Annotated in this window: 12 protein-coding genes, 2 tRNA genes and 1 pseudogene; 10 read left to right on the forward strand and 5 right to left on the reverse strand. The window is 68.3% G+C overall.

Features of this window, described 5'->3' with window-relative positions; translation table 11 throughout:
• Positions 1 to 596 precede the first annotated feature (596 nt).
• Entirely contained in the window at positions 597 to 1,190 is a 594-nt protein-coding gene (locus U9983_RS23510; RefSeq protein ID WP_322756101.1) for a GNAT family protein, read from the reverse strand.
• 10 nt (positions 1,191 to 1,200) lie between these two features.
• Complete coding sequence (locus U9983_RS23515; RefSeq protein ID WP_322756102.1) at positions 1,201 to 2,109, reverse strand: hypothetical protein; 909 nt, start codon at positions 2,107 to 2,109, stop codon at positions 1,201 to 1,203.
• Positions 2,110 to 2,177: 68 nt separating this feature from the next.
• Here U9983_RS23515 and U9983_RS23520 point away from each other — a divergent pair, with 68 nt between their 5' ends.
• Complete coding sequence (locus tag U9983_RS23520; protein ID WP_416211502.1) at positions 2,178 to 2,393, forward strand: tyrosine-type recombinase/integrase; 216 nt, start codon at positions 2,178 to 2,180, stop codon at positions 2,391 to 2,393.
• A 140-nt stretch (positions 2,394 to 2,533) separates the two neighbouring features.
• On the opposite strand, the gene U9983_RS23525 is transcribed toward U9983_RS23520, so the two are convergent.
• A tRNA-Ile gene (locus U9983_RS23525) sits at positions 2,534 to 2,607 on the reverse strand.
• Positions 2,608 to 2,824: 217 nt separating this feature from the next.
• On the opposite strand from U9983_RS23525, the gene U9983_RS23530 reads away from it, so the two are divergent.
• A complete protein-coding gene (locus U9983_RS23530) occupies positions 2,825 to 3,361 on the forward strand; it encodes a hypothetical protein (protein WP_322756104.1) in 537 nt (178 codons plus the stop codon).
• Positions 3,362 to 3,582: 221 nt separating this feature from the next.
• Positions 3,583 to 4,155, forward strand: a complete 573-nt coding sequence (locus tag U9983_RS23535; RefSeq protein WP_322756105.1) for a hypothetical protein — start codon at positions 3,583 to 3,585, stop codon at positions 4,153 to 4,155.
• Here the strand turns inward: U9983_RS23535 and U9983_RS23540 are convergent.
• Positions 4,132 to 4,719 carry a DUF1353 domain-containing protein gene (locus U9983_RS23540; protein ID WP_322756106.1) on the reverse strand — a complete coding sequence of 196 codons (588 nt, stop codon included), beginning with the start codon at positions 4,717 to 4,719 and terminating at the stop codon, positions 4,132 to 4,134. The genes U9983_RS23535 and U9983_RS23540 overlap by 24 nt on opposite strands.
• A 36-nt stretch (positions 4,720 to 4,755) precedes the next feature.
• On the opposite strand from U9983_RS23540, the gene U9983_RS23545 reads away from it, so the two are divergent.
• Positions 4,756 to 5,772: an LLM class F420-dependent oxidoreductase gene (locus U9983_RS23545; RefSeq protein WP_322756107.1), complete on the forward strand. Its 1,017-nt coding sequence runs from the start codon at positions 4,756 to 4,758 to the stop codon at positions 5,770 to 5,772.
• Between the two features lie 29 nt (positions 5,773 to 5,801).
• Here U9983_RS23545 and U9983_RS23550 read toward each other — a convergent pair.
• A tRNA-Asn gene (locus tag U9983_RS23550) sits at positions 5,802 to 5,874 on the reverse strand.
• 314 nt (positions 5,875 to 6,188) lie between these two features.
• Between U9983_RS23550 and U9983_RS23555 the strand changes: the two genes are divergently transcribed.
• The 6 genes and pseudogenes from U9983_RS23555 to U9983_RS23580 form a co-directional block, all read left to right on the forward strand.
• A complete protein-coding gene (locus U9983_RS23555; protein ID WP_322747550.1) occupies positions 6,189 to 6,485 on the forward strand; it encodes a hypothetical protein in 297 nt (98 codons plus the stop codon).
• Positions 6,486 to 6,509: 24 nt separating this feature from the next.
• The gene (locus U9983_RS23560; RefSeq protein WP_322756108.1) at positions 6,510 to 6,941 is read left to right on the forward strand and encodes a winged helix-turn-helix transcriptional regulator; all 432 of its coding nucleotides are present in this window, start codon (positions 6,510 to 6,512) and stop codon (positions 6,939 to 6,941) included.
• Positions 6,942 to 7,103: 162 nt separating this feature from the next.
• Positions 7,104 to 8,033 (forward strand): PaaX family transcriptional regulator C-terminal domain-containing protein, encoded by a 930-nt coding sequence (locus U9983_RS23565; protein ID WP_322756109.1) that lies wholly within the window; start codon positions 7,104 to 7,106, stop codon positions 8,031 to 8,033.
• 211 nt (positions 8,034 to 8,244) lie between these two features.
• A complete protein-coding gene (locus U9983_RS23570; RefSeq protein WP_322756110.1) occupies positions 8,245 to 9,141 on the forward strand; it encodes an MHYT domain-containing protein in 897 nt (298 codons plus the stop codon).
• Between the two features lie 89 nt (positions 9,142 to 9,230).
• Positions 9,231 to 10,646, forward strand: coding sequence for a replication-associated recombination protein A (locus U9983_RS23575; RefSeq protein WP_322756111.1), 1,416 nt, complete (start codon positions 9,231 to 9,233; stop codon positions 10,644 to 10,646).
• Between the two features lie 281 nt (positions 10,647 to 10,927).
• Positions 10,928 to 11,134, forward strand: a pseudogene (locus U9983_RS23580) (DUF948 domain-containing protein); the annotation flags it as partial.

Genomic DNA, 11,134 nt, shown 5'->3' on the forward strand with positions numbered 1-11,134 from the left:
CCCCGACCACCCGTCAGTCGTCCTGATCCGACGCAATCTGTCCGATCTTGACAAATAGATGTGACGGTTTTTCATCACTCGATCAAGATTGACTGTGCTGTCGGTAACCGCAGACGGTCTCATCATGGCGGGTGAGGGGTCGGGCTGCCCGGGGAGCGAAGCGACCTGGTGCTGTCTCCCGGCTGCCAGATGGCGTGTCCCCCGCTCGTTTTTCGTCTGCCGTTGGCGTGCCCGGCAATGGTCTCCGGTGGTCGCGTGGCTGCGCATCCCGAAACGTGCTCGGGCGTTTGGTGAACCGGATTACGGAACAGGACCAGCATCGCGAATCCGTGCCGCTCGGTACGGCATGGATTCGCCTATCCGGCGCCGTTCAGCCCGAACGGCGTGCCCGCGGCTCACCCCGGTATCGTCAGGTTCGCTCGTTGCTTCTGAGCTGGGTTCGACGCGGTGGCGGGCTGGCGACGCACCCGGCGAGCATGGCGCGCCAGCGCCACGCGCAGCCGTCGCGCGGCGCGGCCCGTGCCGCGCCTTGATCTAAAACCGGATAATTCGGCAACTCGCGGGCTTATGATCGGTCTTGCCGGTGCTGTAGCCGGTCAGGTTGTGACGGTGCTCTGACTGGCGGCGTCTGTGTGCGTGCTGGGTGTCCATTCGTCTTCGAGGATGGAATGGACGATGGAGTCACGCCAGGCATCGCGGACGAGGACGTGTCCGCGGATACGTCCTTCTTCGATCATGCCGAGTCTGCGCATGAGCCGGTCGGAGACGGTGTTGTCGGGGGAGCGGGCACCCCAGATGCGGTGCATCCCGAGTTCGGCAAAGCCGAGGCGGTGCAGGAGCCGGACCGTTTCCGCGCCGTAGCCGCGGCCCCACTGATCGGCGCGGAGCGCGAACCCGATTTGGGCGCTGCGTTGGGCGGGGTGGCCACTGTCGATGGCAAGCCGGCCGAACCCGATCATCAGGTGGGTGTCGGGGATCGCGACGGCAAGGGAGTATTCGACCCGGGGTTCGATGGTGGATGTCCGGATCGCCATCGCGATCGTGGCGGCGACCTGGCCGCGGTTACGTGGCTCGAAGCTCATGTGCCGGGTGACGGTGGGGTCGCCGTAGACGGCAAGTAGCGCGTCTATGTCGTCCTCGGTGAACTCTCGCAAGCACAGGCCGTCGCCGTCGATCCGCACCGGGTACACCCGGCTGACCTTATCGAAGTGCGGCGGCGGCCGAGACGGCGGAGAACGCTTCGATCTCCTGTTGAAGGTCACGTGCCGCGGTGGTCTCCGCGGCCGGTCCCGAACGTAGGGCGGTGTGTACCCGGTTGGCGCTGGCGATGATCCCGGCGATGCGCTGGTCGGCGGGCAGATCGAGGACGGGGCGGAGTGCCTCGACTGCGCCTTCGAGGTTCCCGCCGGTGAGCCGGGCCAATGCCTGGTCGGCGCGGGCTCCGGCCTCGTCGCTGAAGGATCGTTCGTCGACGGTGGCGTGTTCGTAGGCGGCGATCGCCTCGGTGGCGGTTTCCTCCGCGCGGAGGAAACCGCCGTCCACCCAGATGCGGGCGTCAGCGGCGTAGTAGAGCTGCCGCGGTCGGGTGAAGGTCAGGATGCCGCCGAACTCGTCCAGCTCGTCGGGCTCGATGCGTTCCCGGGCCTCGTCGGCACGGATGATCGCGCTTTCGGCCTGCTCCGCGGCGCCGAGTACCGCCCAGCTCCGGGCCTCTTGGGCGAGAAGCCATGTCTTGGCCGTCCCATGGACCCGTTGCGCGGGTTCGGCGCCCAACTCGGCGTACTGCACGGCTTCACGGTGACGACCGGCCCAGTAGGCGATCATCGATTGGAGTCCGCGGGTCCAGATCTTGAGGCCGTCATGCCCGGCGTTGTCCGCGCAGATGTAAGCGGTGCGGGCCTGCGTCATCGCGGCTTGTGGCTGCCCGACGTCGTGTGATGCCTTCGCGAGCATCCCGGACACCGCACCGGCCAACAGGTACAAGCTCCGATTGGTTGCTGAGACCTGCCGGGCCTCCAGCAGTCGAAACGTGGCTTCCTGGAGGTCAACGAGATCGCCGAGGATCGTCGAAAGGGGACTCACGGGGTAGGCGCGGGCGAGGCGGGTCACCTCATCGTGGACCAGATCGATGGTGTCGGGTCCGACGTTGTCGCTGCCGACTGCGACCGCGAAGCGCAGTGGCCCTTGCCAAGGCTGCCGGTGTGGCTGCCGCGCGGCTGCATGACGCCCGGCATACCGCGGCGAGTCTCCTGCTCGCCCAGGGCGTGCCGGCCCGGGTCGCCATGGAGATCCTCGGCCATTCACAGATCGGCCTGACGCTCGGGACCTACAGCCATGTAGCGCCCGAACTGCGGACGGATGCGGCGGCGCGGATGGGGGAGGCGCTGCGGTGACTCCGGCGACGGCTCAGGAGTCGGCCAAGCGTCGTGCCGCGGCAGTTCCACGGAAAGCTCGTGCACACCAGCGTGCACACCAGGACCCTTCCGAGGGGTCAGAGCGGGTGCCGGGGCAGAGAAAGCCCAGGTCACGGGGGTGGGGCGGGTGGGACTCGAACCCACGACCGACGGATTATGAGTCCGCTGCTCTAACCGACTGAGCTACCGCCCCGTGACCGCCGCACCGGTCAGACCGACCGTATCGGTGGCTGGCGCCGACGGGGGCGAGCATATCCGCTGCCGGAGACTCGGATGCGATCGTCTGCCCGCGGGATCCGCCTGACAGGTGCAGCACAGCCGCGGCCCAGCGTCTCGACAGGTTCCGATCGGAAGGTGACCAGTAGCGGCCGCCAGCCCGGTGGCCACGAGACAAGGAGATCGTGCCAACCATGACTGACGATCAGACGACCGGTCGGACCAGAAGTAAGAAGGGACTCGCTTGGGCGGCGGGTCTGGTGACGGCAGGGGCTCTCACTGGCGGTGTGCTCGCCGGCACAACCAGTGCCTCCGCTGCCACGGAGAACTCCCCTGCCGCGGTGGTGGCCGCGGCGGACAGCAGTTCCACCACCCCCACCGCCCCCGCGACCACGGGTACCGCCGCGGGCCAGCCCCAGAGCCAGCCCCAGGACCAGCCCAAAGGCCAGGCCGGTGGGGAAACGCCGGTGCGCAGTGACGAGAAACAGTTGACCGGCACCGACGCGGAGAAGGCGCGTGCGGCGGCGCTGCAGACCGTTCCCGGCGGCACGGTGTACCGGGTCGAAACCGACGCCGGTGACGCCGAGTACGAGGCACACATGAAGAAAGCCGACGGCTCGCTCGTCACCGTCAAGCTTGACAAGAACTTCACCGTTATCAAGGTCGAGGACGGGATGGGTGCCGGTGATCCCGCTCCGTCCGGCCAGCACGGTACCAGGATGAGCGGCTGAGGTAAGCCCCCGGAGCGGGGCTCACAACGCCTGACGCCGGGGCGGTTACGCGGTTGTTCAGTCGCCACGTAGCCGCCCGGTACGGCAGCTGAATGCGGCCGGTCCGGCTGTATGAGTTGATGTCTGCGGTGCGCTCGCGATCGTGGATGAACAGATCTACCCTGAGGAATATGACCATCACAACTGAGGCTGCACCGATAACGACCCGTCGAGGTGCGTCCGTGACCGACACCGAGGCGGAGGCGTTCCGGGCCGCGCGACCCGCGGACGTACCCGAGTCGCTGGACGTACTCGAGTCGGGGATCCGCCAGCCGGCCAGCCGGCCAGCCGGCCAGCCGGTCGCGGTGCGGTGGCGCCGCCGACCCGCGGTGCGCGCCCTGGGCATGCGGCCCACGACGGCGCGGCTGTGGGCTCTGGTCATGGTGGTCGGTTTCCTCACCGCCGGGGCGATCGAGCCGATACCGGACGGCCCGGATCCGGTTGTGCCCGCCTGGATCAACGCCGTCGGCAACGTGACCCTGTTGGTCCTGCTCGCCGCCGTCGTGACGCTGCTCGCCGGCCGACGCGCCGGGTACGGCCTGGCCACCTATGCAAGCGCGGGTCTCGTCCTGCTGTCGGCGCTGTGCCCGACATCTGGTCACCATGTGCTGGCGCCCTGGTGGTTCGGCCAGTTTGCCATCACCGTCGGGCTGTTCGCCGGATCCCTCGCGCTGCGTTCCCGGGCGGCCCATTCTCAGGCTGCCCATTCCCGGGCAGCCCGGTCGCAGGCCCTACGACGACGTCCAGGGGAATGACGGGCGGTTGATCTTCTTTGCCGGGGTTCCTGATGGTTTCCGGCCTCCGCCGATCTTCAGCAGGACGAACGTGACGGATTCGGCGACGTAGAAGATGCCGAGCGCGGCCAGGACGACGAGTCCGGGTACGAGCACGAAGAGAAAGCCGGGAACCAGGACCGCGACGAACGCGGCGAACTGACCGAACCCGGGGTGCCACAGGGTGGAAAGTCCTGACTTGCGGACAGCGGCGAGCCTGACCGCTCCCCACATGAGCCAGCGCCGTAAGAAGGACACGTCCAGTTCCCGCATCGCGCGCCGGAAGATTCCGTCCGCGTCTGCGCGTTCGATGCCGCCACGGTCGGCCAGTCCCCAAAGCCAGTCATGGAGGATGGCTGCCTTGGTGTACCGTCCATACCTGGGTATCAGCCAGGTGAAGATTTGCGGTACCGACGCGAAGTCGGTGACGAAGCCCTTCTCGACAGTGAACAGCTGCTCGTTGCCCTGATACACGACCGCCTCCAGGACCCGCCAACTCACCTCGTCGATCTCTTCGACGACAACACCGCCGCTGACGAATGGCATGGCTCCCTCGTTACTTCGCTCGGAGGTCTTCGATCAATGACGGAAAGTAGCGGTATGGATGGTCGTGGTGCGGCGGGTGCGGCCCGTTACGGCGTTCATCTTCCGGTCCTCGACGTGCCGCTGTCCGCCAGTCGTGAACTGTTCGTGGAACTGTCCGAACTCGGCTACACCGATTTCTGGTCCGCCGAGGCCGACACTACCGACGGAATCATCCCGTTGGCACTCACCTCGTGCTGGGTGCCGACCGCGCGGCTGGGAACGGCGATTCTGCCTGTCTTCACCCGCGGGCCGGCGCTGTTGGCCACCACCGCGGCCACGCTCGCCGAAGCCGCACCCGGCCGGTTCGCGCTCGGCATCGGAGCGTCATCCAAGCCCATCGTCGAGGGCTGGAACGGCATCCCGTTCACCGAGCCCTACCGCCACACCCGCGACATGGTCCGCTTCCTGCGGCAGGCGTTCGCGGGTGAGCGGGTCGACGCGGCGTTCGACACCTTCACCGTGCGCGGTTTCCGCCTCGGAGTGGTCCCACAGGTGCCACCGGCACTCCTGGTCGCCGCGCTGCGGCCGGGGATGCTGCGGATGGCGTCGCGCGAGGCCGACGGCGTCATCCTCAACTGGCTGTCCGCGGACGACCTGCGTGACACCGTGCGCGCCGAGGTCGGTCCGGACAGGGAAATCGTCTGCAAGGTCTTCGTCTCGACCAATCCGGACCCCGACCGGCTGCGCACCGACGCCCGGCGAATGATCGCCGCATATCTCAACGTGGAGGTCTACGCCGCCTACCAGCGCTGGTTGGGGCGGGAGAAACTGCTCACACCGATGTGGGATGCGTGGGCGGCGGGTGACCGGCGTGGCGCGGTCGCTGCGATCCCGGACGAGGTCGTCGACCAGCTGATCGTCCATGGCACGCCCGAGCAGTGCCGGGCTGGGATCCAACGCTACGTGGACGCCGGCGCCACCACGGTCGTCATCGTCGGGATCGGGTGGGGCGACCCCGCTGACGAGGTGATGCGTGCGGTTGCGCCTGGCGCGGCGCGACAGGCCCGCACCTGACCGATGCGCAGCGACATACTCAAATAGCGCTCCCGCGACAGGACTCGAACCTGTAACCTGCCGGTTAACAGCCGGACGCTCTGCCAATTGAGCTACGCGGGACCGCGATGCTCCGGACCACGGTCCCGAGCACCTGACTTGGCAAGGGTACCTGAGGTTCGCGCAGACCGGTCGACGGGGTAGGAATCCCGAGGTCGGTCAGCGGGCGCAGCGCTGCCCACCGACCGGCGGGCAGGCGGCACGCAGGCGGCAGGCGGGCAGGCGGCATCCTGCCGATCGTCGTCCGGCCCGGGCGGCAGAGGCGCGGTCATTCGCTTGGCGCGCCTTTGGAGGCCCCCGGAACCCACCCGGGCCAACGAGGTGCGATCATCCAGTTTCCGCGCCTTTTCAGGCCCTTGGAACCAGCGGGAGGCACCATGTACGTCAGGCCCGGTTTCGTTGTCGGTCTCGGGCTCGGCTACCTACTCGGCGCGCGTGCGGGTCGGGAGCGCTATGACGTGATCATGCGTCAGGCGCGCTCGCTCCGGGAGCGTCCGGAGGTACAGAGCGCGGCCGGCGTCGTTTCGGCCCAGGCCGGTGGGCTCGTCGACAAGGTCCGCCAGACGGTGGGTGGAGTCACGGGTCGAGGCAGTCGCCCACCGACGACCGGCGCCTTCGCCGGCACGGTCGGCGCGCACAGTGCGAACGGCTCTGGCGCTGTGCACACCTCCTGATCTCCGGCGGTCCTGTGTCAGCAGATGGCACCCAACGGCTCCCGCGACGGCTCCCGCGACGGCTTCCGTGACGGCTCGCACAGCGGCTCGCACAGCGGCGCCGGGCCGGATGGTCCGTCTGAGCAGGTCGCCGCGTTGGCCCATGTGATTGACCTGTTGGCCCGCCGGCACGCGTTGGGGATCTTCTGGCAGCTGCGGGAGGCTCCGGCTACATTCCGTTCACTCGCACTGCGCTTGGCGGCTCCGCAGGCCCAGTTGTCGCAACGGCTGCGGGAACTGCGCGAGGCCGGGATCGTAGAAGTAGACGAGGCTGGTGACTATCGGCTCACCGTGCACGGACGTCGCCTGCAAGGTGCTCTCGAACCGGTCGCGGCCTGGGCGGGGCAGTGGGCGCGGCTCAGCCCGCGTGGGCGGGTGCCACGCGGATCGAGTACCCGCGGCCGAGGTGAACCGTGAGTTCCCGTCGTGGCCGGCCGGCGAATTGTGCCCGGCCGGCGAACGTCGACGGGCGAACAGGCGTCGACGGGTGGATGGACGTCGGTGGGCAGGCGAATGTCGGCAGGTGGCCTCGGCGGAGCCGTTGGGACCGGTGTGGACATGCTCGTAAAATCATCTTTCGTGACAACATCCGTGTCCGTCGTCACCCGCGACCGCTCGTCAGAAGTCGACCTACCTCGCCTGCAGAGCGGCGTCCAACCGCAGCGCCTCCTCACGACGCTTCTCGGCGACTACTGGAACGGACGTAAGGAGCACATACCGTCCGCGGCCCTTGTGCATCTGCTGGCGGACTTCGGTGTCTCCACAGTTGGCGCGCGTGCCGCACTGAGCCGACTCGCCCGGCGAGGTCTGCTGGATTCCTCGCGGATCGGCCGCAACACGTACTACGGCCTGACCGGCCAGGCAGCCGACGCCCTGCGGGAGGGCGCCGGGCGCATTCTGTCGTTCGGGCAGTGCCACACGCCCTGGGACGGCCACTGGACGGTGGCCGCCTTCTCCATTCCGGAAGAGCAGCGTGATGTGCGCCATGCCGTCCGGAACAAACTGCGTTGGCTGGGTTTCGCCCCATTGTACGACGGCATGTGGGTGACGCCCCGGTCGGTCGCGGATGCGGCCTTCCGAATGTTCGCGGAACTCGACGTTTCCCAGGCGACCATCGTGACGGCCACCGCCGAAACCGGGATCATCGGCCCCCGGCTGCCGATCGAGGCGTGGGATCTGCGCGACCTGCGGTCCCGCTATGAGGAGTTCATTGTCGTCCATACGCCCCTGCTGGGGCGGATCAGACTGGGCGAGGTGGGCCCGTCCGAGTCGCTGGTTGCCCGTACCGCCGTGATGGACGCGTGGCGACGGTTCCCAAGTCTTGATCCCGACCTGCCGCTGGACCTGCTGCCGGCGCGCTGGCCGCGCGGTGAGGCACATCAGGTTTTCGGTGAGATCTACAATGCGCTCGCGCCACGCGCGGTCGATCGGGTATGCCAGATAATCATGGAGATTTCGCCGGAGCTCGACGGCCTCGTCCGTCACTACACGATCACTTGGGACTGCTGACCACCTGGAGCGCCCGCCCCTGTTGCCGGCCGCAGGTCAGGGGATTGCCGGCCGGTCGGTAAGTATCGATGAAGGCCACCGGAACCGTTACGGCTCCGTCCCGTCGACCGGGTATCCACCGGCCGGCACGCTTCGGCACGACCAGGTTCATACCTAGGTGTGCTAAAAATGAGACAAACGAGGCATTTTTGGCATCGGTTGGGAGAATCTCATGGGTCTTGCGGCGGCAGCGCATCACACGGCCGACTACGACCTGCTGTTCGTCTGCGTGTCCGTCGGTCTGGCGCTGATGGGTTCGTTTGCCGCGCTGGTGAGCGCGTTACGCATTCCCGAGAGCGGGGCCGCCGTGCGGCGACGCTGGGTCGCGTCCGCCGCCTTGTCTCTCGGCGGCGGCGCAATCTGGGCGATGCACTTCATGGGCATGGTCGCGTATCACGTCGAGGGGATGGACATCACCTACGACCTGGGCCTGACCGCGCTCTCCCTCGTCATCGCGGTGGCGGTGTCGGGAATCGGCCTGATGGTCGTCGCAACGAATCCCCGCAGCGTGGCTCGACTGGGTTTCGGCGGGCTCATCGCCGGTCTCGGTGTCGCGGCGATGCACTACACGGGCATGGCCGCGATGCAGACCGGCAGCACCGTCACCTACGACCCGACGCTCGTCGCGCTCTCGGTTGTGATAGCCGTGGTTGCGGCGCTGGCCGCGCTGTGGATCGCCTTTCGGGTACGTAGCCGCAACCACGTGTTGGCCGCGTCGGTGGTGATGGCGGCAGCCGTCTGCGGCATGCACTACACGGGCATGGCCGCCACCCGGGTCGCCGTCACGTCCGGGGTGACGCAGCTCGGTGATGGCGTCGACCCGATCACGTTGAGCCTCGCCGTGTGCGTCCTGACCTTCTCCATCCTGGCGATAGTCATCTTCTCGGCCCTGGGCGGGGTCAGCGAGACGGACGTCTTCACTCGTGCGGCCGAGGTCCACGGCCAGGCTGCACCCTTGGCGGGAGGCCCGCTGTCACCCTCAGTGGAAGGCCCGCCGGTGGACGTGTTCGGCCGGACAGGTGGCATCGGGCGGCGGGGACACCGCCGTGACCGCGTCACGCGACTGTGAGAACGCGACTGTGAGAACGCGACTGTGAGAGCGCGGCTCCGGCACAGCCGGCAGCACGACATCCGCGCGGGCGGTCATACGGTAGGCGGGTGAACCTGTTCGATGGCGGGCTCGAGCAGGCCCTCGCGCCGTCGGGTCCGCTCGCGGCCCGGCTGCGCCCCCGCACCCTCGATGATGTCGTCGGGCAACGTCACCTGCTCGGGCCGGGCAGCCCGCTGCGGCGCCTGGCCGAGGGCGGCGGTACGACCTCGGTCCTGCTGTGGGGGCCGCCGGGTACCGGCAAGACAACCCTGGCCCACGTCATTGCGGGTTCCGGTGGGCGCCGGTTCCGTGAGTTGTCGGCGGTCACGGCCGGGGTGAAGGATGTGCGGGCGGCGATCGACGAGGCGCGTGACGCGCTGGCGATGTCCGGTGTGCGGACGGTGCTGTTCATCGACGAGGTCCACCGTTTCACCAGGACCCAGCAGGATGCACTGTTGCCCGCGGTGGAGAACGGCTTGGTCACGCTGGTCGCCGCCACCACCGAGAATCCGTTCTTCGCGGTGGTGGCACCGCTGCTGTCCCGGTCGCTACTGCTCACGCTGGAGCCGCTCACCGACGGCGATCTCCTCATCCTGATCAACCGGGCGCTCGCCGACCCTCGTGGTTATGGTGGCCGACTCGCGTTGGACGATGACGCGGTCGATCACCTGCTGCGCCTGGCCGGCGGCGACGCCCGACGTGTCCTGACCGCGCTGCAGGCCGCCGGCGACGCCGCGCTCGCGGCGCTGGGGGCGCTGGGGGCGGATGCCCCCGCCCGCGTCGACCTCGCAACTGTCGAGCAAGCGGTGAACAGAGCCGCGGTCAGCTACGACCGGGCCGGTGACCAGCACTATGACGTGGCGAGCGCGTTCATCAAGTCCATCCGTGGCGGGGATGTCGACGCAGCCCTGCACTACCTGGCCCGGATGCTGGAAGCGGGGGAGGACCCTCGTTTCATCGCCCGCAGGTTGATCATCTTGGCCAGTGAGGACGTGGGACTGGCTGAGCCCGGCGCACTGGGCGTGGCGGTGGCCGCGGCGGCGGCCCTGGAGACGGTGGGCCTGCCCGAGGCACGGCTTGCGCTGGCCCAGGCCGTGATCCATCTCGCGCTGGCACCGAAGTCCAACGCTGTCATCCGGGCCGTCGACGCGGCTGTGGCCGATGTCCGGGCGGGGCGTGCCGGCCCGGTGCCCGTCCATCTTCGCGACGGGCACTACCCGGGTGCGGGTCGGCTGGGCCATGGCGGGGGCTACCGGTATCCCCACGACCACCCCGGTGGCGTGGTCGGCCAGCAGTATGCGCCCGACTCGTTGGTGGCTCGCGACTACTACCAGCCGAGCGGGAACGGGTTCGAATCGCGTGCCTCGCAGCGGCTGGCGTTCCTGCGTGCCACCCTGCGAGGCGCCGGTCATCCGGCCGCCGCCCACGGCGATGTGGACGAGCCGTCAGGGGCGAGTGGCCACGAAGCTGGTCGCGCTCGGTAGGGTCGCTCCAGGAACGCCCCAGCCTCGGGCGTTCCCGGCCGGTCCACCGACCGTGACCACGGCAGGAGCCCACCAGGGAGGCTCTGGCGGACGTCGGTGGTACGGCCGGTAATGGATGAACATCCACCGGATGGCCGTGAGCCGGTGCCCCGATGCTGTCGGGTACCGCGTCCGGGCGCCGGTACTGTTGGGTTACGCCGATATTACTGGATTACGACAATAGTGCTTGATTATGACGATATGGCTGGGCTACGGCCCATGACAGCGGAGGCGGAGCACACATGTCCGGTGGTGCGATCGCGGGACTGATCGCGGCGGGGGCGTTCTCCGTGCTCGTCCTGTTCGGCTGCTACGTGTTGTTCAAGCTTGGGAAGATCTTCGACGAGGCGGCCGCGCGGGTTCGACAGACCGGGCTTGTCATCGACGAGGGCACCGCGCGGGTTCGGCAGGCGGGCGCGACCGTGGACGAGGTGAACCTTGCCCTCAGT

The sequence above is a fragment of the Protofrankia sp. Cas3 genome (assembly GCF_963555955.1).
GTDB lineage: Bacteria > Actinomycetota > Actinomycetes > Frankiales > Frankiaceae > Protofrankia.

Excerpts from the sequence above, each read along its gene's own strand:
- U9983_RS23545 (WP_322756107.1), top strand. The coding sequence starts at position 4,756 with ATGACGGAAAGTAGCGGTATGGATGGTCGTGGTGCGGCGGGTGCGGCC.
- U9983_RS23540 (WP_322756106.1), bottom strand. The coding sequence starts at position 4,719 with ATGCCATTCGTCAGCGGCGGTGTTGTCGTCGAAGAGATCGACGAGGTG.
- U9983_RS23555 (WP_322747550.1), top strand. The coding sequence starts at position 6,189 with ATGTACGTCAGGCCCGGTTTCGTTGTCGGTCTCGGGCTCGGCTACCTA.
- U9983_RS23560 (WP_322756108.1), top strand. The coding sequence starts at position 6,510 with ATGGCACCCAACGGCTCCCGCGACGGCTCCCGCGACGGCTTCCGTGAC.
- U9983_RS23530 (WP_322756104.1), top strand. The coding sequence starts at position 2,825 with ATGACTGACGATCAGACGACCGGTCGGACCAGAAGTAAGAAGGGACTC.
- U9983_RS23570 (WP_322756110.1), top strand. The coding sequence starts at position 8,245 with ATGGGTCTTGCGGCGGCAGCGCATCACACGGCCGACTACGACCTGCTG.